Origin of the sequence: Pseudomonas sp. NPDC090233 (assembly GCF_044772285.1) — a bacterium.
Taxonomy (GTDB): domain Bacteria; phylum Pseudomonadota; class Gammaproteobacteria; order Pseudomonadales; family Pseudomonadaceae; genus Aquipseudomonas.
This window is the reverse complement of sequence record NZ_JBIVYQ010000001.1, coordinates 474402-495184: the sequence shown is the minus strand read 5'-3', so window position 1 is coordinate 495184 and position 20783 is coordinate 474402. Positions and strand designations below refer to the sequence as shown.

Below are 20783 nucleotides of genomic sequence, written 5' to 3'. Positions count from 1 at the left end.
GATTTGAAGGCCGTCATGGCAAATGGCAATCGCAACCCGCTTCCAGCGCAGGGATCAGTGCGTTTGGCAAACCCGCATCGCTAACGCATTCTCACCAGCATACAGCACTGGGATCATTGCACTGCATCAAAGGTTTTTACATGGACGAGTAGAAGGCAGATAAGAGCGTCATTTGACTCCGCTGCCAGCCCTTTTCCCTATCAGCAAAAGGGCCGGCGAGGCGCTTGAGAAGATTCAGGAAGGGAAACCCAATCCTGCGGAAAGGTCCGAGCCTTCCGGCTTGCCGACTTTCTGGCCCGAGGTTCTATCGCCTTTTTGATCAAGGGATTGTTCGACAGAGGCTTTTACCTCGCGGCCCTTGGCCTTGGCCAGATCGGTCAATCGGTCGCTGCTGGCACCCATCAGTTGATCCTCCTTTCGGGTACTGGGAAGCGCAGCCCCTAGCGCCGCGCCCAGCGCTATTCCCAACGCCGCCAGGACCAACGGTTGCTCTTGCAGCAGATGGTCGAACTGCCCCTTGAGCGCCGTAGTCTGGTCAGCGACCTTATGCGCCGAGTCCCGTGCCCCACTGCCCAGCTCGTTGGCCCGATCGCGCACGTCATGGGCCTTCATGCGCACTTTATGTCCAGCATCTTGCATTGCCTCTCCCGCGTGGGCGACAGCGCTTTTGACTGTGTCCACCGCCTCGCCCAGTTTCTCGCCCAATCCCGGCCCTGTATGGGCGGGCCCAGCGTTGAAGGGGCGATTCTGATTGAGCCCAAGCCACGCCAATCCCAGCACCGTCAATGTCGCGGGAACCGGGTTGTTCTTGAGGGTAGTGCCGAGATTCTGGAAAAACTCGCCACCATTGCCTTTGGCATATGCCAATACCCGGTCGACCATCTGCCCGGGGCTCAGGCGTTGTTCCAGGGCGTCGACCAGATCGCTGATATGCTCGCGTTTGGCATTGATTTCCTGCTCCAGCAGGTCAGGATCCTTTTGCGCTTCATGTTCGAAGGAAGTGGTCATGGCAGTTTCCTCTTCAGCGTTTCCTTGTCCTGTTGCATGGCGTGCAAGGTGCGGTCAGGCGCCAGATGAGTGGGTTCGAACTGCTTCTTGCCTGATTGCAGCATGATGAAACCAATCACAACGGTGATTGCCCCCACGATCAGGGCAGCCAGCCAGGGCGCGACCACCGTTGCCAGCGCATAAACCGCCGCCAGCAGCAGGATGATGAAGCCCGCCAGCACCACGATCGCACCTGCCGCGACTGCGGCAGTCCCGGCCTTGAGAGTGGCAAGGTTGTGCTGCAGCTCGGCCTTGGCCAGCGCCAGTTCCTTGGTGAACAAGTCTGGAACTTCTCGCATCAGCTGGCGCAGCAGGCCACCGACGCCGAGTGCGTCATCCTCCGGCGTATGCAGACCTGGTGTTGTATGCAGTGTGTCTTTGTTCATCATTCGGCTCCTCTCAATGGGTCACGCTCGAACGGGCTTCCACCCACCGGAGTGCCTGCTCCGGCGCCTATCGGGTCGACTGGGGTATAGGGTGAATGGGTGGATATATCGCTGCCCTTGTCAGGAACAACGGACGGTGCCGGACGCTTATCACTGGCGGCTACGGCCGACGTCCCGTGCGTGGCGCTGGCGCGCATGAAGCGCGACACGGCAAACCCGACCGCTACGCTGCCGGCGAGGAACAGCGCCGGGTTGTCGCGCGCTAACTGGGCACCGCGTTGCAGCAGGCTCTCGGCGCTTTCATGACGCACCTGCTCGGCGAATTCCCCAATGCAGCTCGCGGCCTGGGTCAGGTAGTGAGAGAGGCCAAGGCTGTCATTGTCCTCCAGCGCGCTGGCCGCAGAACGTGCGCTCTCCTTCAGCGAGTCGAGTTGATCGGCTGCGCTGTCGCGATAGTGCTCGAACTGCTCGCTACCCATGTGACGGGCCTCATCGAGCAGCGCTCCGGCCTCATCGGTCATCGTGTGCAGATGGTCCTGTGGGGTGCCGGGTGGCGAACTTGAACTCTGATCGGTCTTTTCCATGGTGACGCCCTCGAAACAAATGAGTTGGCGAATGCGAAATCCTGGAAGCATTCATTCGGGGGACGTAATGGCGACGAGAAGAGTTCAGCGATTTGGATACGTGACATTTACTTCAAGATCAAAAGAACATCGCACAATTAGCCCAGCTCCCGGCAATTGGTGTTGGCGAGGTAAGCCACGCTGATCTTGCGCGTTGAACCTTGAGGCCTGCACTTCACTCCATCGATGGCAACTTTCATTTTTTCAAGACCCTGACGAGGTGTCCCATGAATGCAATCGAACTGCTGATTCAGGATCATCAACTGGTCAAGAAATTGCTGGACGAATTGTCTTCGACCACTGAGCGCGCGGTGAAGAAGCGTGCCGAGCTGCTTGCCCGGATCAAACAGGAGGTCAGTATTCATACCGCTCTGGAGGAGGAGATTCTGTATCCGGCGATCAAGCAGGCCGGCGGTAAGGAGGAGGAGAAAATGTATTACGAGGCCAAGGAAGAACATCGGACGGTCGACTCGCTGGTGATTCCCGACCTGCTGCACACTGAAACCAACACCGTTGAGTTCGCAGGACGGGTGAAGGTGATGAAGGAGCTGCTGGAGCATCACATCGAGGAAGAAGAAAGCGAACTGTTCCCGACTGCAAGGAAGCTCTTGGGTAAACAGGAACTCGAAGAGATGGGGATGGCCATGGAAGCACAGAAAAAGCTGCTCAAAGGCGAACAGCACGCCGCCTGAAAAAAAACCTGCGCGCCCACGCAGGCGCGCAGGCATAGGTTCATTTAGCAATCAGAACGCGGTAAAGGAACAGAGTAATGGAATTCTGGATCGACCTCCTTGATTGGCCCGCCATGGTGCTGACCGTGCTTGCAGCCTGGTTCATAGGGTCAAAACGTGCGGGCCGACGCAAAGTGGGCTTCTGCTGCTTTATGGCCAGCAATCTGCTGTGGGCCGTCTGGGGCTGGCACGCACAGGCCTGGGCGCTGATCATCCTGCAGCTGTGCCTGTGCACCATGAACGTTCGCGGCTGGAAGAAGAATACGGCAATGCAGGCAGGCTGAATGACACCCTGCCCTATTTACGTAATGCTTCAATCAACTGTGCTTTGCTCATGCTGGAACGCCCCTTGATATCGCGGCTGCGTGCCTCTTTCATCAAGCTTTCCTTGGTTTGAGTTTCCAGCGAAGAAGTGGATGTTCGTGAATGGCCTTGACGCGTTTTCGCAGCGCGTTTGGCCGAATCCGAGCGCGCTGACTTCTTCAGGCTCGATGACGTCTTCTTGCCAGACCCACCCGACTTTTCCCCGCCGCCTGACTGCTTGTTGACGGTGGCCCAAGCGCGCGATTCTGCCTCGGACTTGGAAACCCCCTTCTGCTCGTAGCTCTCTTCGATGTGCTCGGCCTTGCGTTTTTGTTTTTCCGTATACTTGTCTTTCTCTCCACGGGGCATGGTGTGCACTCCTCTAGATCAACGCAATGACCAGGCTACACAGGCTGCGCCTTGTTACTGGGTACAGAATCTGCCGCCTCGCCGCACTTACACCCGGCCATGCGGCAGGGCTCACCGTGGGGGTGTCCTGACGCACAGGCTTCACAGCAATAGGCTTCACCACCTTGCACATGGGCATTTGCATCCACGGTGCATGAACATTCTTTGCAGGCACAACGTTGCTCGCTCATCTTCCTATCTCCCGTTTCGATTGAGGGCAGGTCTTGCTCAATCGACCCGGCAATGGGAGGAATGATTCAGAGATTCTTGCCAAACGGCGGATGAGGGGGCGCAAGCGCTCTGCGTCATGGGTTTCATCGACCAGGTTGATGATTACTATCAAGACGCCTGTTTGTCCGCTGGCCGAATCCGACTTTTATAATCGCCTTCAATTTTCTCGCTTTCGTCTGTTTCAGGCGATCCTCTCCTTTGGAATCCCCCCGCATGTCAATGACAAGCCAGGCCTCACCCGGCCTTCCCGAACACGATCAACAGAGCGTCAAGCAACAGTGGCTGGCCATTCTCTCAGTTGCTGTGGGCGCCTTCGCCCTGGTCACCAGTGAGTTCCTGCCCGTGGGCGTGCTCAACGACGTCGCCAGCGACCTGGGCATCAGCGCCGGCCAGGCCGGCCTGATGGTGACCCTGCCCGGCATCATGGCCGCCCTCGCCGCCCCGCTGCTGCCGGTGGGGATCGGCGCCCTGGACCGACGCTACCTGCTGATCGGCCTCACGCTGATCATGATCATCGCCAACGCGGTCGTGGCCTATGCCAGTGACTTCAACCTGCTGCTGTTCGGCCGTGTACTGCTCGGCGTCAGTATCGGTGGCTTCTGGGCGACCGCCATCGCCCTCAGCGGACGCTTGGCGCCCAAGGGCGTCGGGGTCGCCCAGGCCACTTCGATCATCATGGTCGGTGTAACTCTGGCCACTGTGTTCGGCGTGCCTGTGGGCACCTGGCTGAGTGGCCTGATGGGCTGGCGCATGACTTTTCTGATCACCGCGCTGGTAGGTGTGCCGGTGCTGCTGGCACAGGTTCTGTTGCTGCCACGGCTCAATCCCGATAAAGCCATTCGCATCAGCGATCTGCCGGCCCTGTTCATCAATCCGCAAGCGCGGGTTGGCTTGATAGCGGTATTGCTGATTGGTCTGGCGCATTTTGCCGCCTACACCTATGTCGCCCCATTCTTTAAACAAAGTGCCGGTTTCGATGGCCCGACCATTGGTTCGCTGTTGCTGCTGTATGGCGTGGCCGGGGTCATGGGCAATATCTTCGCCGGCTTCGCCGCCAACCGCAGCGTGCGTCACACCTTGCTGCTGGTGGCGCTGATGATCGCCGTCAGCACCGCGCTGTTCCCGCACTTCGCCACCGGCATGACCGGCGCCGCCATGCTGATCGCGCTGTGGGGCTTCGCTTTCGGCGCCTTCCCGGCCTGCGCGAGCATCTGGATGTTCGTCGTGGCGCCCAAGGATGTCGAACGCGGCATGCCGCTGTTCGTTGCCATGTTCCAGGTGATCATCGCGCTGGGCTCGTTCTTCGGCGGGCGGATCGTCGACCAGCTGGGCAGCTCGGTACTGCTGAGCCTGGCCACGGCGCTGGTCGGCTGCGGGTTCGTCACCGTCCTGGTGCTGGGGCGCAACGTCAGTAACAGCCTGGCGGCGCAGCCTTCCTGAGCTGTGATTCGAGGCCTTAACCAAACTTAAACACAAACGTGACATTTGTCTTTTCAGCCTGTTCGCAAGGATCGGTGCACCGCCGGCCCGGATTCGACAAGGGAGCTGCAAGATGAAGGTCACGGTTTTCGGTACAGGGTATGTAGGCCTCACCCAAGCGATCTGCCTGGCTCAGGTCGGGCATTCGGTGCTATGCATGGATGTCGATGTAGCTCGGATAGCCGCCTTGCAAGAAGGGCACTGTCCGCTTTTCGAACCGGGCATGGCGCCGCTGTTGAGCAAGAACCTGGCCTGTGGCCGCCTGCGGTTCACCACCGACCCGAAGCAGGCGATCGAGCACGCCAGGTTGCTGTTCATCGCCGTCGGCACCCCGCCGCAGAACGATGGAAGCGCAGACCTGAGCCAGGTCTTCGCAGTGGTCGGCAGCATCCTGGAGCATGCCGACGGCCCCAAAGTGATCGTCAACAAATCCACCTCACCGGTCGGCACGGTCGATCGCATCACGGCATTGATCGATGCCAACGCCGACGCCCAGAAGTTCAGGGTCGTCAGCAATCCAGAGTTTCTCAAGGAAGGCTCGGCCATCGACGACTGCATGCGCCCGGATCGCATCATCATTGGTGGTGCCGGCCCAGCAGAAGTGGAGCTGCTGCGCGAGCTGTATCTGCCCTTCAACCGCAACCGGGAAAAGTTCATGGTCATGGACGCGCGCAGCGCCGAGATGACCAAATACGCCGCCAACTGCATGCTGGCGACGAAAATCTCCTTCATCAACGAGATGGCCAACCTCGCCGAGCACCTGGGCGCCGATATCGAAATGGTGCGCCGGGGCATCGGCTCCGACCCGCGCATCGGTTACGACTTCATCTACGCCGGCTGTGGTTTTGGCGGCTCGTGCTTCCCCAAGGACCTCCAGGCCCTGCGCAGAAGCGCCGAAGCCGAAGGCTTCGAGCCGCAGTTGCTGCAGGCGGTGGAGGCCATCAACCAGCGGCAGAAAAGCCGGCTGTTCAGCAAGATCCAGCGACATTATCCCGAAGGTCTGGGTGGCAAGGTCTTTGCGTTCTGGGGGTTGTCGTTCAAACCCAACACCAACGACATTCGCGAAGCGTGCAGCCGCGTGCTGCTTGAAGCATTGTGGGCCGCCGGCGCGCGGGTGCAGGCGCACGACCCGCAGGCCATGGAGGAAATCCAGCGCCATTACGGCACACGCCCCGACCTGACCCTGGTGCCGTGCAAGGATGACGCGCTCGAAGGCGCCGATGCCCTGGTGATCGTCACCGAATGGCACGACTACCGGGTGCTGAACCTGGACCAGGTGCCGCGTCAGCTGGCCGACCGCGTGGTGTTCGACGGCCGTAACCTGTTCGAGCCCGAGCACATGGCCGCCGCCGGCCTGACCTACTACGGCATTGGCCGCGGCCAGGTTCCACCGCCCGCATAAGTTGGAATGCCTGGGAACGGCGGGTACCCTGCTGTGGCCTAAGATGAGGCTTGCGATCCTTTGCCTTGCGGAGACCACCATGCTGGGTGCTTTTGAACGACGGCTCGACCCCTTCCCGCCTGATGAGGCGCCACCGCCTCCCATCGGCCTGCTGCGCTTTCTGTGGGCCTGTACGCGGGGTGCCCGCGGCTACATCCTGGCGCTGGCGTTGTTCAGCGCCAGCGTGTCGATCTACGAGGCCTGGTTGTTTTCCTTTCTCGGGCAGGTCGTGGACTTGCTGCCGACCTGGCAAGCTGGCGGCGCCGCAGGCGAGCAGGAACGCTCCATCTTGTGGGGCATCGGCATCGTCCTGCTGACCAGCATCGGGCTGGTGGCCATGCGCACGATGCTGCAGCACCAGGTGCTGGCGATCAACCTGCCGCTACGCCTGCGCTGGGACTTCCACCGGCTGATGCTGCGGCAAAGCCTGTCGTTCTTTTCCGACGAGTTCTCCGGACGCGTTACCACCAAGGTGATGCAGACCGCGCTGGCCGTGCGTGAAGTGCTGTTCACCCTGATCGAGATCATTCCCGGTATCGGCGTGTACTTCATCGCGATCATCGCCCTCGCCGGTGGGTTCGACCTGAAGCTGATGCTGCCCTTCATTGCCTGGGTCGCGCTGTTCGGCCTGGCCATGCTGTACTTCGTGCCGCGCCTGGGCAAGGTTGGTCAGGAGCAGGCGCACGCGCGCTCGTCGATGACCGGCCGGGTTTCGGATGCTTACACCAATATCACCACGGTGAAGCTGTTCTCGCACTCCAAGCGTGAGGCGCACTTTGCCCGCGCGGCGATGGAAGACTTCAAGCAGACCGGCTTTCGCCAGATGCGCCTGGTCAGCCAGTTCGAGATCGTCAACCAGGCGCTGGTGGTCGGGCTGATTTTCGGCGCTGGCGGCTATGCCCTGTGGCTGTGGCACCAGGGTCAGGTCGGCACCGGTGCGGTGGCGGCGATTACCGCCATGGCCTTGCGGGTCAACGGCATGTCGCACTGGATCATGTGGCAGATGACCTCGCTGTTCGAGAACATCGGCACCGTGCAGGATGGCATGGCCACCTTGACCCGTGGCCCCAAAGTGCAAGATGCACCGGATGCCGGCGTGCTGACCACCTCTGGCGGCGCGGTGGCCTTCGACAATGTCAGCTTCAACTACAACGGTGAACGTCAGGTGCTCGATGGCCTGAGCCTGAACATCCGCCCGGGCGAAAAGGTAGGCCTGGTGGGCCGCTCCGGCGCGGGCAAATCGACCCTGATCAATCTGCTGCTGCGCTTCTATGACGTCGACAGTGGCGAGATTCGTATCGATGGCCAGAACATCGCCAAGGTCACCCAGGACAGCCTGCGCAGTGCCATCGGCATGGTCACTCAGGACACGTCCCTGCTGCACCGCTCGATCCGCGACAACATCGCCTACGGCCGCCCCGACGCCACCGAGGCGCAGATTCGCCGCGCAGCCGCCAACGCCCAGGCCGACGGTTTCATCAGCCAATTGAGCGACCGCCAGGGCCACAGCGGCTATGACACCCTGGTGGGCGAGCGTGGCATCAAGCTCTCAGGTGGCCAACGTCAGCGCATCGCCATCGCCCGGGTGATGCTGAAGAACGCCCCTATCCTGTTGCTCGACGAGGCCACCAGCGCGCTGGACTCGGAAGTCGAAGTCGCCATCCAGGAAAGCCTCAATGAAATGATGCAGGGTAAAACCGTCATCGCCATCGCCCACCGGCTATCGACCATCGCGGCCATGGACCGGCTGATCGTCATGGACGAGGGGCGCATCATCGAGCAAGGCACTCACAGCGAGCTGCTCGCTCGCAACGGCACCTATGCCAGGCTGTGGCAACACCAGAGCGGCGGGTTCCTGGGAGAGGACCAGGGTGTTGCCGAGGCCGTCGAGTAACCTTTGCTAGTCCTTTGGCGGTTTGGCCGGCCCCTGGGGATCTACCTGGGGGTCGTCCAGGTCCGGGGAATCAGGGTCGAAGCCAAGGTCATCCTTGCGCGTCGCGTGCTCGGACGAGTGCGGCCCCTTCCCTCGGGCCGTTCGCTGCGCGGTTGAATCATGCGCGGTGCCGGTCGAGCCGTCCGGGCGATGGGCATCGTTGTCGCGCTCTTGCTCGCCTTGGGTGGCAGACCCTTTGGGTTGATTAGTCATCACGCCTCCTGTCTGTTGTGCGTCAACCAGGCATCGGTTGGCATAACAGAGGAAGCCCCAAGTGAGGATAAAGTTCAGCGTAGCTTCGCGAGCCTGGATGGATGGCTCACAGACCTGACAACGCCTGGCGCAGGTTGACCTCCGGTGGCGCCACATCGTCGAGTGTCAACTGGCCTTCGAGTTCATCCAGGTGCGCAATCATGTGGTTCACGGCAGCCTGGTTATCACCCTCGCGCAACGCGTCGATGATTGCCTGATGCTCGCAAGAGGCACAGGGCGGGCTGTCGCCACGCTGGTACAGCGCGACGATCAATGAACTGCGCACCATCAGATTACCCAGAATCTCGGCCAGCACCCGGTTGCCACACACCTCCCCCAGCAATAGGTGAAACTCGCAGAGCACGCGAACGATGAGCCGGCGATCGGTGCCGGCTGTTACTGTGCATTCGTCGCGCATGTGCTGGTCGATACGCTTGCGATGCTCCGCGACATGTGCAGAGGAAATTCCTTCGACGATCGCCCGCTCCACTGCCCGGCGTGCGGCGAAGATCTCCCGCGCCTCGCGCGCACTGGGCTGGGCTACGGTGGCGCCACGATTGCGCTCGATGTCGACGATACGATCCATGGCCAGGCGCTGCAGCGCCGCCTGCACGTGGTTGCGGTTGGCCTGCAAGGCTTCGACGATATGCGCTTCGACCAGGCGCACGCCAGGGCGCAGGCGATGCTGGGCGATAGCCGTGGACAGCACATCGGCGATACGCTGGACTTCCTGCTGCTTGCTGCTGACCACCTTGCTCTTCATCACCACCTCAAGACCCTCAAAGCATAGGGCTGGCATTATCCGCCGGCCCTATGCAGTGGGGCAATCGGTGCGCTGCTCGAAGCCCAGTATCAAACCGCCATCAGGGCGTAACGATCTGGAACCAGAAGTCGAAGTTGTCCATGTAACTCAACAGCTCTTCGAGCTTGGCTTCCGCGCCCTCCACCTTGATCGCCCCCGAAGAGACAGCGTCCTTGAGGGTGGTTTCCTTGAGCATCAGCTTGTTCAACGTATCGCGGGTCAGTGTCAGCTTGGCATCGGCGTCCTTCGCCTGCATGCCTTCGGTATGGTTGAGCACACCGTTCACCATCTCCAACGCGTACTGTTCCTTCAGGTCGGTAAAGTCGAAATTCAAGGTGATGTGCTTGTCTTCGGCCTCTGGCCCTTTCAAACGCATGGCCAGGTAATCGAAGAACAGGTCGAGGTCCATTGCCTTGACCGTATCGGGGCTGGCGGTATCGGGGGTTGGCAACTGCTTGACACCTTCGCGCAGCTCCTTGGCACCAGTCAGGTAAAAGTTGCGCCACGGGCCGCTTTCAGCCTGGTAGCCGAGTTGTTCCAGAGCATCGGCTTGCATGTTTTTCGCAGCCTGGTTGGTCGGGTCGGCGAAGACCACCTTGTTGACCACCTCTGCTACCCAGCGGAAATCGCCCTTGTCGTAATACTCCTTGGCCTTCTTCAGTACCGCATCGGCCCCGCCCATCATGTCGACGTAGCGCTTGGCCTGTTCCTCGGGCGGCAGTTCCCACAGGGTCGCCGGGTTGCCAATGAACCAGCCCAGGTACAGCACATAAGTGGCCTTCACGTTGTGATTGAGCGAGCCGTAGTAACCCCGGTTGGAAAAGCGCTGGGCGATCGCCTTGGGCAGTTTCACCTGCTCGGCAATCTCGGTCATGGTGAAACCCTTGTTGGCCAGGCGCAGGGTTTCGTCATTGATATACCGGTACATGTCGCGCTGCGACGAAAGCTGGTCGCGCACTTCCTGGTTACCCCAGACCGGCCAATGGTGCATCGCATACATGACCTGGACGTCATCGCCCCACATCTTCAGCGCTTGATTGAGGTATTTGGACCACGGCAGTGGCTCGCGAATTTTCGCGCCGCGCAGCGAATAAGTGTTATGCAGCGTGTGGGTGGAGTCTTCTGCGGTATTGAGCGCTTTCTTTTCGTGGATGTAATAAAGCATCTCCGCCGGTGCTTCGCTGCCGGGGGCGTAGAGGAACTCGTAGGTCAGGCCATCGATGGTGCGCTTCTCGCCGGTTTTCTCGATGATGTCGGTGGGCGGTATCAAGGTGACGGTCCCTGCGGACGTCGTGGTCCCAAGCCCCGCCCCCAGTTGGCCGGTTTCACTCGGCGGCAACAGGTTGCCGTACATGTAACTGGCCCGGCGGCTCATGGCGGTACCGGCCATCACGTTTTCGGCCACGGCGTGTTCGAGGAAACCTTTGGGCGCATAGACTTTGACCTTGCCCGCCTTCACGTCCTCCTCGTTGATCACCCCGCGTACACCGCCGTAGTGGTCAACGTGACTGTGAGTGTAGATCACAGCCACCACCGGTTTTTTCGGCCGGTGTTTGTAATAGAGGTCGAGGGCTGCCTTGGCCGTTTCGCTGGAAATCAGCGGGTCGAAGATGGTGATACCTTCCTTGCCTTCAACGATCGTCATGTTCGACAGGTCGTAGTTGCGCACCTGATAGATGCCGTCGGTCACTTCGAACAGGCCGGAGATATTGATCAACTGCGACTGACGCCACAGGCTGGGGTTGGTGGAAGCCGGGGCGGCCTCGCCCTCTTTGATGAACCCGTACTTGTTCGGGTCCCAGATCATGTTACCGCTGGGGCCTTTGATCGGCTCGGAAGGCAGCGGCGCAATGAACCCTTTGTGCGCCAGCTCGAAAGAGGTTTTGTCGTTGAAGGGCAGTTCCTTGAGCAGTGCGTCGTTGGCGGCCTTGGTGGCATCCGTGGCAGGTTTAGGCGCTTCTTCAGCCCATACGTGAGTAGAAAGTGCGATGGCACTCGCCAACAACAACGATGAGCCTGTTTTCCAGCGCGCCATGGGCGCTTTGATGGCCTTGTTGCCTCGGCCAGGTTTCGCAAACAATCTCATGACAATCTCCCTTTGAACTGATTCGCTGTACCTGAGCGGCAATCGCCAGCGGAAGAAAGGACTCGCGATATTGAGTACTCACGCCCCAGTGATCACGCGGAAAAACTCAATCCGGTCATGAGAGAAACGCAATACGACTCAATAGACCTTACACACTAGGTGAGCTTTGGCTGCTTTCAAGTCAACCGACCGAAATACAGGTCAAAAAGCTACTGAACGGCATTGCTCGGCTGTTGCCACGATCCTTCCGCGCTTGAGCACCATCAGCCGCGCTGGCAAATCGAGAATGACATCACTGACTGCACGGGTGTCCAGCAGCACCAAGTCCGCGTCGTTGCCCACTGCCAAGCCGTAATTGTTCAAGCCCAGGGCTTTGGCCGGGTTGGTAGTGAGCATCGCGAGGACTGTGGCCTGGTCATCCGCCCCGCCCAAGTGGCAGGTCGGCAGCGCCAGTTGCGCGATGTTAAGCAGATCGCCCGTGCCATAAGGGGTGAACGCATTGCGGATGTTGTTGGTAGCCAGGCAGGTGTTGACACCGCCATCGCGCAGCGCCCGCACGGGGGTCAAGGTGCGCCGCACGTTATGGCTGTCGCCGCGGGCGCCCAGGTGCAGGTCGGTGGCAGGCAGGCACATCACACTGATATCCGCCTCGCGCAGCAACTCGATGATCGGCGCCTGCCGTTCGGGTGCGACAGCCGCCAAACTGGTGAGGTGACCGACGCAGACGCGCCCTTGATAACCCTCGGCGATGGCCTTGCGAGCCACATGTTCGATGGTCATGTGTTCGGCGTCATCGGCGAAGTCCTGGTGCAAATCGATGGGCTTGCCATAGCGCTTGGCCAGGTCGAAGACGAAGTCGATGTGCTCGATGGGGCAACTGTCGTTGTAGGGGATGCCGCCAACGACATCGGCCCCCTTCTCCATGGCTTCGACCATCATGGCCTTCATCCCAGGCAGTTTCAGGATCCCTTCCTGCGGAAAGGCGACCACCTGGATATCAATGAACTCACGGAATTTTTCGCGCAGTTCCAGCACCACATCCAGGCCGGTGAACCCCTGCGATGGATCGAACTCGGCGTGAGCACGCACATGGGTGCTGCCCGCCTGCACCAGCGCGCGCAAGACCTGGGTAGAACGCGCCAGGATATCTTCTCGGGTCAGCGTCGGTTTGAGTGCCGCCGTCACCGCGATGGCTTCTTTCAAGGTGCCCGAGCGATTGGCCCGACGCTGCATGACGTTGGCTTTTTCCAGATGCAGATGACCTTCGACGAAACCGGGAATCAGTACATTCCCGTTGCCCTGGACCTCCTGCTCTGCGCGTGCAGCTATTGTGGGGCCAACCGCTACGATTTTGCCCCCCTGCACGCCGACATCCAGCAATGGTTGCGCATCATCGATGCGTACGTTTCGAAAGATCATATCCATGCGCTTCATTCCTCCGGCGGCCGGGCGCTGTCAGGCGCCGGGCCGCTTGCATCGGGATTAGAAAGGTTTGGTCGGCAGGTACTTGCCATCCAGGGTGATCACCGCACGCGAACCGCCTTCCGGATCTTCGACCTTCTTGATGTCCAGCTTGAAGTTGATGGCGCTGATGATGCCGTCACCGAACTTCTCGTGAACCAGGGCCTTGAGGGTGGTGCCGTAGACCTGCAGCATCTCGTAGAAACGATAGATCGTAGGGTCGGTCGGCACACCGTTCTCCATGCAGCCGCGCACCGGTACGGTTTGCAGCAGAGCAATGCCATCGACGTCGAGGCCGAGCTTTTCGCCGACGACCTGGGCGGCGCTGGCAGGCAGCGGGTGCTGGCCCAACAGAGCGGCGGTCACGAAAGCTTCAGACAGGCCGGTACCGTCGGTGATCTGGGCATACGACAGGTCTTTGCGGGCCTTGGCCATGAGGATGACTTCGGTCAGTGCCTGACGAACGCTCTGGGTGGCTTGGGACTGGATCATGGGGTTATCTCCTTGGGTGAAAAGTTGGGTTCAAGCAGCGTGCTTGGGTTGATGGGAAACAGCGTGCACCTGTGGATTGTCCGCAAGGCTCACGAAGGTGCCAGTGCTGCCGTCGAAGGCGTCGATACGGCCGCTCTCGATGTCGTAGATCCAGCCGTGCAGGGTGACCCGGCCCTCTTCAAGGGCGAGGCGTACCGACGGGTGGGTCTGGATATTGGCCAATTGGGCAATCACGTTCTCACGCACCATCGCCTCGACCTTGCTGTGCCGGTCCTGATGCTGACGGGCTTCGTTCACCACCCGGGCGGAGTCGGCGTAGCGCAGCCAACCGGCCACGGCGGGCATGTGGTCCAGGCATTTGCAGGTGGCGATGGCGGTCATGGCGCCGCAGTCGGAGTGACCGCAGATCACGATATCCGCGACTTGCAGCGCGGCGACCGCGTATTCGACCGAGGCCGATACGCCCCCAGGCTCAGGGCCGTAGGACGGCACGATGTTGCCGGCATTGCGGATGACGAACAGGTCGCCCGGCTCGCGTTGGGTCACCAGCTCCGGCACCAGACGGCTGTCGGAGCAGGAGATGAACAGCGCCCTCGGGCTCTGCTGAGTGGCGAGTTCCTTGAACAGCTTGACGCGCTCGGGGAAGGCGTCTTTCTGGAACTTCAGGAAACCATCGATGATGTCTTTCATGGCTGTTACCTCTGTCTGGCCGTTGTTGAAGCAAAGGTTACGGACCAGATGACATAAGGTAAAAGTCTCATTTATTATTCACTGCATCAGATTATCTTATGTGAATAATCATGCTTGCCCGACACATCCAGTACTTCCTCGCGGTTGCGGAGCATCACAGTTTCACCCGGGCCGCCGCAGCCATGCATGTCTCCCAGCCCGCGCTGTCGCAGCAGGTCAAGCAACTGGAAGAAAGCCTCGGCGCTCAGTTGTTCGATCGATCAGGCCGCACGACCCGCCTGACCGATGCGGGTGAGGTTTATCTTCAATACGCGCGGCGAGCCTCCCAGGAGCTTCAAGAGGCCAAGCGCGCCATTCATGATGTGAGCGACCTCAGCCGAGGGTCGCTGCGGGTGGCGGTGACACCCACCTTCACCAGTTACTTGATCGGCCCATTGGTCGAGGCGTTCCACAGCCGATATCCAGGCATCATTCTGAACGTGCGGGAAATCTCCCAGGAGCGCATGGAAACACTTTTGCTGGCCGATGAGCTGGATATGGGTATCGCGTTCGAGCAGGCGCATGCTCAGGACATCGAGGCGGTTCCGCTGCTGGTGGAAACCCTTGCCTTGGTGGTCAGCCGTACACACCCCTTGGCACAGAAACAGTCCGTCGGGCTGCAAACCCTCAGCGCAGAGTCACTGGTGCTGCTCAGCGGGGAGTTTGCTACCCGTGAACAGATCGACCGCTATTGCCGTCAGCACGACATTCATCCCCAGGTTCGGATGGAAGCCAACACCATCAGTGCCGTGCTCGAAATCGTGCGCAGGGTGAAACTGTCGACGTTGTTGCCCGCTGCAGTCGCCCTGGCTCATGACGACCTGATTGCCATCACGCTCGATCCGGCTCGCCTACAGCGCACCGCGGTGCTGATGCGGCGCAAGGGTGCTTATCAGAGCGCCGCGTTACGCGTTTTCATCGAGCAGGCCCTGGAAGTGGCTGCGCGGCTGGAGAAGTAAAAACAAGCTTGTTCAGCAAGCCAGGAAGCCAGTCGAGTCGTTCTGACCTCGCGCTTCCATTTGTATTGAGCGCGCGATAGCGGGGCTTCTGGTTTGCGGTGGGCTGTATACTGACACCAGCAGGCAGTGATGCCCCAAGCCCGGCCAGAGAAGGACTTCCCACGCAATGATGCCCGACGATGCTCTACGACTCACCCGCACGGTTGCCGGCCTTTCGATTACGACCGTGATCCTGGGCCCGATCCTGGCGCTCTATGTGATGCAATTGCCAACCACTTCCCCCGTCAAGATCTCTGGCGTCCTTGCGTTCGCCGTCCTTGGCCTCACCAACCTGATTTCAATGGTGTTGAACGCGGTTTACTGGTTTATCCGGCGAGAGCCGAAATGGCTTTCGGTAATGCTCTTGGTTCAAGCGGGTGTGGCAGTTGCCACATTGATTCCATTCTTCTGACCGGTCATTTCTTCGACTAAGCAGTTTCAACACAAAGCGAGCCTGTAGCGTCGCACTGATTATCAAGGCTTTTCATACAGAGCCAAACGCCAGGGTGCGCCTCATTCGGCACTCGCCGGGTGTTGGCTGAGGTACTCGGCAGTGGACATCACAGGCGCATAACCGAACTTCAGCGCCGCCATAAAGGCCGCATGTACATGGGCCGCCGGCACCTTCACGCCATCGAATTCCAGGTCCAGCGTCGCGCAGGCGTCATGCAGCACGGTGGTCTGATAGCCTAAATCGACCGAGGCACGGGTGATGCCATCCACGCACATGTGGCTCATGTTGCCGACCACCACCACCTCGCTCACGCCGGCCTTGTCGAGGATCGGCTTCAGCTCGGTCTCGCGGAACGAGTTGATGTAATGCTTGAGTACCACCGGCTCGCCTGGCTGGTTGATCACGCTCTGGTGCAGCTGCGCGCCCTCGCTGTTCGGCCGGAAGAACGGGGCGTCCTGGCTGGTGAACTCGTGGCGGATATGCACCACCAGGTCGCCGCTGTTGCGAAACGCCGCGATCACCTGGGCCGCCTTGGCCGCCGCAGCCTCGACGTTGCTCAGGGTCCACAGCCCACCGGGGAAGTAGTCATTCTGGATATCTACCACGATCAATGCTTTCTTGCCGCTCATCTCGTCTCTCCTTTCGCTATGGCCTTGGGAAATCCATATGAACCCACAAAAATCAGACTCAGGGACCGCTCAGCGCAATGATCACTGGCCCACACACCGCCAGCAGCACATTGGAAATCGCATAGCACACGGTAAAGCCGATAACCGGTATATTGCTGCCTGACTGCTCGATGATCTTGTTCATCGACGCCGCTTCGGTCTGCGCCCCGGCCAGGGCACCGAACAGGATGATCGGGTGCAGGCGCAACACGTAATAGCCAAAGTACAAGGTCACGACTGGCGGGATCAGGGTGACGGCGGCACCTGAGATCAACAGCGCCAGCCCTTGCGTCTCGATTGCCGCCAGCGCGGCGGGGCCTGCCAGCAGACCGACGACTGCACCGAATGCCGTGAGGCCGAACTCGGAAAATGCCCATTGCGCGGCAGGTGGCAGCGCACCGAAATCAGGATGGCGCGAGTTGTACCAGCCGATCAGCAACCCCACCAGCAACACGCCCCCGCCTACGCCCAACTCGACCGGAATGATGCCGATGTGGGTGGACAGCATGCCCAGTAGAGACCCTGCCACCAACCCCAGCGCATGGATCGCGATGTCGCTCTTGTACTGGCGCTGGCGCACCCGCCCTACCTGCTCGGCCAGCGCTTCTACGCTGCTGGTGCGCCCAGTCAGGGTAATCACATCGCCACGGCGCAATACCGTATCGGGCAGCAGCGGCAGCTCCAGGCCCTGGCGACTGACGCCCACGATGTAGCAGCCCATGCGCGTGGCGCCAACCAGCTCATGCTTGATCCGCCTCAGGGTTTTGCCCGCGAGCTTGCGCGCGGTGAGCACGACGTTCGCGGTGCGCGTGGCGAACGACATCGACAGCGGGTCGTCCACCTCCGGGCCGATCCACTGGCTGAGCTCGGCAACGGCTTCGCGCAACGCATACACGCCCAGCACATCGCCACGTTGCAGAAGCAGTTGCGTGTCGCGCTCAAGCACCTGCCCGTCACGGATAATGCGCTCCACACTGAGGTTGCCGTGCAGTGCCTCGATATCGGCAATGCTCATGCCCTCGGCTGCCGGCACAGCCAAGCGATGGGCACGGACCACAATGCGGGTGTAAGGAACGCTCAGGGCCTCGTCCTCTTGCTCGATACCCAGCGAGCGCTCCAGTTCCCGCGCGGCACTGGCCAGGTCCACACGCAGCAGCCGCGGCGCGATGCTGCCCACGAACACCACCAGGCCGATGGTGCCGAACACATAAGTGATGGCGTACGCCACTGCCATATGGCTGTTGAGCTGCGCTTTGGCCGCCTCGTCCAGCGAGAGCTGGGCGATGGCACTGCTGGCCGTGCCCATGATGGCCGTGTCGGTCAAGGCACCGGCGCCAAGCCCAGCGGTGAACCCGGCATCGAAGCCATGCCAGCGGCTCATCAGGAGAATCGTCGCCAGCGCCGTACCGCACAAGACCACCGACAGCAGCACCAGCTTCAGCGTGCCTCGGTTCAAGCTGCCGAAGAACTCCGGTCCGCTCTTGAAGCCGACGGCATAGATGAACAAGGCGAAGAAGACCGACTTGAGCTCATGCGGCACCTCCAACCCGATCTGCCCGATGAGCAAACCCATGAGCAGCGCCCCGGCGACCGAGCCGAGGTGGAAGCTGCCGAGCTGAATCCGACCGATCAGAACGCCCGAGGCAATGGCCAGGAACACGGCAATCTCTGGATTCCCACGCAAGGCGTGCAGCACGAACTCGATCATTGCCGTACGCCTGTGAACCAACGCATATAAGGATTCTGCGCCATGATCGGCGCCAAGGCCCGCATCTCGCGCTGCCAAGCCTGGCGATTGCCGCTGTATGCCTGCAACGACAGGCCATAGAACCGCCGCAGCACTTGCCACTCCTCCTCCACCGCAGCGCGCACCGAAGGGCTGGCATTCTCCAGTACGGGCGCTACGCGCAGGGCCAGCAATGCCGGCAGTACACGGGTGATTTCACGCGGCCGCACCCAGGCGGCGTATTCGATACGCGGGCGATCATCGGTCACCGGTTGCGCATCGGCAGCATAACGTTCCAGCCCTTCCCTGTCGGTAACGAAGGTCGCCAGCAAGGCGTTGACCGAATCGACACCGACCTCTGCCAGCGCAGCGGATACCTGGGGTTGCTCGAAGCGTTGGCGGATGCGCGAAACGTCCAGCACCATGGGCGTGGCCGAACCGATCAGCAACATCTCGTGGAACTCGGTGGTCCACAACAACGCATGCGGGAACACATCCAGGAAGCTGCGCACCAGTGAGCGGCTGTCCTCATCGTTCTGGGTTGGCAGCGGCAGCCATTGGGCGACCAGCCCATGGGCCTGCAGCCGTGACGCGGCCAACTGGTAGAAGTCGCGCGAGTACAAGTTGACCACCCCTGCCGCGGACGGTGGTGGCGGCTCCAGGGTGATCACATCGTAGCGTTGCTCGCTGCTTAGCAGCTCGCGGCGCCCATCACGCAGGCGGATGTCCAGGCGCGGATCATGCACAGCGTCGTAGGTACCCGAAAACAAGGGCGCCGCCGCCAGCACTTGCGGTAACAGCTCGGCGACCACCGGGTGCTCCAGCCCCGGATAGCGCAGCATCGCCCCGGCAGTGATACCTGTGCCGAAGCCGATCACCAGTGCCGAACGCGGTTCGCCACGGTGGATCAGCAGCGGCAGCAACGCCTGCAGGCGCATGTAGCGCAGCGACGGCATGGCGTCACCGGTGTTGGACACGCCTTGAATATACAGGCGGTTGAACGCTTGCCCTTGGCGCTGCTGGTTGACCACCGCCACCGTGCCACCGCGGCCCTCCTGGTAGAACACCAGTTCGCCACTGCGGGCGCCGGGCAGCAGTTGCGCAAGCCGCTGGGGCGACGTGAACACACCGGTGATCAAGGTCGCGGCGCCTACCATCAGCACCATCACCTGCATGCCCCTGCGCACCGCCTGGCCACGCCACGCAGCCACCATACCGATAACCGCCGCCACGGCGGCGAGCACGAACAGCGTGCGTACCAGCCCAAATTGCGGGACCAGGACGAACCCGGTGAGCATCACACCGATGATGCCGCCCAACGTATTGAGGGCGACCACCAGGCCAACATCACGGCCCACGTGACCATTGCCCACTGCCAGACGCAACGCCAACGGGAATGCCGCACCGAGCAGCGTGGTAGGCAGAAATACCACGCACACCGCCGCCGCAAAGAAGCGCGCACACATGCCTGCCAGCTGGCTGCCGGTCAGTTGCAGCACCTGGCTTTCCAGCAGGGTCTGCAGGGCCACCAACCAACGCCCGAGCCCAGCAACCTGCAGCAAGGCCAGCAGACCAGCTGCCGCGATCAGCAGGCCGAACAACCCCCAAGGGTCGCGAATACGGTCGGCGCGGCGGGCGTACACGGCACTGCCCAGCACCAGCCCAGCCAAGTAAGTGGCCAGGACCACGGAAAAGGCATAGGCACGGGTGCTCATGAACTGCACGATCGACTGCGTCCACACCACCTCGTACCCGAGCGCCACGCCCCCGGCCAGGCAATACAAGGCGATGGCCAAGCGCGCCTGCGGTGTCCGCGGCAGCGGCGTGGCCGCAGGCTCAGGCAGTGCCTGCTCACCCTTGGCGCGACCAACCCAGGCGCCAAGCGCGGCAAGCAGATTCAACAGTGCGGCCACGCAAGCAGCCCCGGTCACACCGAACTGGGGCAGCAGGACGAACGCCGCCAACAAGGTGCCGCCTATTGCGCCAGCGGTATTGGCGGCGTACAGCCGACCACCCGCCTCGCCCATCTGCCCGTCGACTGGGGTCAAGGCCCGCACCAACACCGGCAAGGTTCCGCCCATCAAGAACGCCGGCAGCCCGACCAGGGTGGAGGGCAGCAGCCATGCCAGCATCCCGACATCCGCCTCCAGGCGGGCGAACGGTGCCGCACACTGCGCCAACGCCAAGGTCGCCGCCACGCCGAGCAAGGCCACCGCCACCTCAAGGCCTGCATAGAGTCTGACCGGGCGGCGCAAGCGATCAGCCCAACGACCGAACACCAGGCCGCCCAGCGCCAACCCGGCAAAAAATGCACTGATGCCAGCGGTGATGGCATACACCTCCACACCGACCACCAGTGACAGCTGCTTGACCCACAGGACCTGGTAAATCAACGCAGCGCCGCCGGAGATGAACAGCAGCGCTGCTGGCAGCAGCCATTGCAACGGCGCCAGCCTTTCGTTGGTTTCAGGCGTGTCGGCGCGGGTGAGGTTCACAACTGCGGGCATCACTAAACCTTAGCGGACTCACGGTC

Annotated in this window: 20 protein-coding genes and 1 pseudogene; 7 read left to right on the top strand and 14 right to left on the bottom strand. The window is 61.2% G+C overall.

The genetic code is table 11. The features are described 5' to 3' along the window. Positions 1-234 precede the first annotated feature (234 nt). From ACIQUF_RS02540 to ACIQUF_RS02530, 3 genes are read right to left on the bottom strand one after another with little or no spacing between them, the layout of a single operon-like run. Positions 235-1008 (bottom strand): DUF3618 domain-containing protein, encoded by a 774-nt coding sequence (locus tag ACIQUF_RS02540; protein WP_403127977.1) that lies wholly within the window; start codon positions 1006-1008, stop codon positions 235-237. After that, positions 1005-1433 carry a phage holin family protein gene (locus ACIQUF_RS02535; protein ID WP_400801684.1) on the bottom strand — a complete coding sequence of 143 codons (429 nt, stop codon included), beginning with the start codon at positions 1431-1433 and terminating at the stop codon, positions 1005-1007. The genes ACIQUF_RS02540 and ACIQUF_RS02535 overlap by 4 nt, the downstream gene beginning before the upstream one ends. After that, entirely contained in the window at positions 1433-2017 is a 585-nt protein-coding gene (locus ACIQUF_RS02530) for a hypothetical protein (protein ID WP_403127973.1), read from the bottom strand. The genes ACIQUF_RS02535 and ACIQUF_RS02530 overlap by 1 nt, the downstream gene beginning before the upstream one ends. A gap of 266 nt (positions 2018-2283) precedes the next feature. Between ACIQUF_RS02530 and ACIQUF_RS02525 the strand changes: the two genes are divergently transcribed. Together ACIQUF_RS02525 and ACIQUF_RS02520 are read left to right on the top strand one after the other, a co-directional pair. Continuing rightward, positions 2284-2748 carry a hemerythrin domain-containing protein gene (locus tag ACIQUF_RS02525; RefSeq protein WP_403127970.1) on the top strand — a complete coding sequence of 155 codons (465 nt, stop codon included), beginning with the start codon at positions 2284-2286 and terminating at the stop codon, positions 2746-2748. 77 nt (positions 2749-2825) lie between these two features. Next, positions 2826-3071: a hypothetical protein gene (locus tag ACIQUF_RS02520; RefSeq protein ID WP_400801676.1), complete on the top strand. Its 246-nt coding sequence runs from the start codon at positions 2826-2828 to the stop codon at positions 3069-3071. A 13-nt stretch (positions 3072-3084) separates the two neighbouring features. On the opposite strand, the gene ACIQUF_RS02515 is transcribed toward ACIQUF_RS02520, so the two are convergent. Both ACIQUF_RS02515 and ACIQUF_RS02510 read right to left on the bottom strand, forming a co-directional pair. Beyond that, positions 3085-3459: a termination factor Rho gene (locus tag ACIQUF_RS02515; RefSeq protein WP_403127967.1), complete on the bottom strand. Its 375-nt coding sequence runs from the start codon at positions 3457-3459 to the stop codon at positions 3085-3087. Positions 3460-3494: 35 nt separating this feature from the next. Then, complete coding sequence (locus ACIQUF_RS02510) at positions 3495-3689, bottom strand: metallothionein (protein ID WP_403127965.1); 195 nt, start codon at positions 3687-3689, stop codon at positions 3495-3497. Between the two features lie 253 nt (positions 3690-3942). Here ACIQUF_RS02510 and ACIQUF_RS02505 point away from each other — a divergent pair, with 253 nt between their 5' ends. The 3 genes from ACIQUF_RS02505 to ACIQUF_RS02495 all read left to right on the top strand — a co-directional run bounded on the left by ACIQUF_RS02505 (position 3943) and on the right by ACIQUF_RS02495 (position 8543). Next, positions 3943-5169 (top strand): MFS transporter, encoded by a 1227-nt coding sequence (locus ACIQUF_RS02505; RefSeq protein WP_403127962.1) that lies wholly within the window; start codon positions 3943-3945, stop codon positions 5167-5169. Positions 5170-5281: 112 nt separating this feature from the next. Continuing rightward, complete coding sequence (locus tag ACIQUF_RS02500; RefSeq protein ID WP_403127959.1) at positions 5282-6610, top strand: UDP-glucose dehydrogenase family protein; 1329 nt, start codon at positions 5282-5284, stop codon at positions 6608-6610. 79 nt (positions 6611-6689) lie between these two features. Then, complete coding sequence (locus tag ACIQUF_RS02495) at positions 6690-8543, top strand: ABC transporter ATP-binding protein (protein ID WP_403127956.1); 1854 nt, start codon at positions 6690-6692, stop codon at positions 8541-8543. A gap of 6 nt (positions 8544-8549) precedes the next feature. Here ACIQUF_RS02495 and ACIQUF_RS02490 read toward each other — a convergent pair. The 6 genes and pseudogenes from ACIQUF_RS02490 to ACIQUF_RS02465 all read right to left on the bottom strand — a co-directional run. Next, positions 8550-8672, bottom strand: a pseudogene (locus ACIQUF_RS02490) (DUF6021 family protein); the annotation flags it as partial. A gap of 229 nt (positions 8673-8901) precedes the next feature. Beyond that, positions 8902-9597, bottom strand: coding sequence for a GntR family transcriptional regulator (locus ACIQUF_RS02485; RefSeq protein WP_403127952.1), 696 nt, complete (start codon positions 9595-9597; stop codon positions 8902-8904). Between the two features lie 100 nt (positions 9598-9697). Further along, a complete protein-coding gene (locus tag ACIQUF_RS02480; RefSeq protein WP_403127947.1) occupies positions 9698-11722 on the bottom strand; it encodes an alkyl/aryl-sulfatase in 2025 nt (674 codons plus the stop codon). 201 nt (positions 11723-11923) lie between these two features. Further along, positions 11924-13147 (bottom strand): amidohydrolase family protein, encoded by a 1224-nt coding sequence (locus tag ACIQUF_RS02475; RefSeq protein WP_403127943.1) that lies wholly within the window; start codon positions 13145-13147, stop codon positions 11924-11926. Between the two features lie 57 nt (positions 13148-13204). After that, positions 13205-13675, bottom strand: coding sequence for a cyanase (gene cynS / locus ACIQUF_RS02470; protein ID WP_400801661.1), 471 nt, complete (start codon positions 13673-13675; stop codon positions 13205-13207). Between the two features lie 30 nt (positions 13676-13705). After that, positions 13706-14365 (bottom strand): carbonic anhydrase, encoded by a 660-nt coding sequence (locus ACIQUF_RS02465; protein ID WP_403127939.1) that lies wholly within the window; start codon positions 14363-14365, stop codon positions 13706-13708. Between the two features lie 110 nt (positions 14366-14475). Between ACIQUF_RS02465 and cynR the strand changes: the two genes are divergently transcribed. Together cynR and ACIQUF_RS02455 are read left to right on the top strand one after the other, a co-directional pair. Next, complete coding sequence (gene cynR / locus ACIQUF_RS02460) at positions 14476-15363, top strand: transcriptional regulator CynR (protein WP_403127936.1); 888 nt, start codon at positions 14476-14478, stop codon at positions 15361-15363. A 166-nt stretch (positions 15364-15529) separates the two neighbouring features. Continuing rightward, entirely contained in the window at positions 15530-15814 is a 285-nt protein-coding gene (locus ACIQUF_RS02455; RefSeq protein WP_403127933.1) for a hypothetical protein, read from the top strand. A gap of 101 nt (positions 15815-15915) precedes the next feature. Here ACIQUF_RS02455 and ACIQUF_RS02450 read toward each other — a convergent pair whose 3' ends face one another. Genes ACIQUF_RS02450 through ACIQUF_RS02440 form a run of 3 tightly spaced genes read right to left on the bottom strand, consistent with a single transcriptional unit; the run spans position 15916 to position 20757 of the window. Next, a complete protein-coding gene (locus tag ACIQUF_RS02450) occupies positions 15916-16485 on the bottom strand; it encodes a cysteine hydrolase family protein (RefSeq protein ID WP_403127930.1) in 570 nt (189 codons plus the stop codon). A 58-nt stretch (positions 16486-16543) separates the two neighbouring features. Continuing rightward, a complete protein-coding gene (gene aspT / locus ACIQUF_RS02445) occupies positions 16544-18232 on the bottom strand; it encodes an aspartate-alanine antiporter (protein ID WP_403127927.1) in 1689 nt (562 codons plus the stop codon). Beyond that, a complete protein-coding gene (locus ACIQUF_RS02440) occupies positions 18229-20757 on the bottom strand; it encodes a fused MFS/spermidine synthase (RefSeq protein WP_403127924.1) in 2529 nt (842 codons plus the stop codon). The genes aspT and ACIQUF_RS02440 overlap by 4 nt, the downstream gene beginning before the upstream one ends. Positions 20758-20783: the final 26 nt, after the last annotated feature.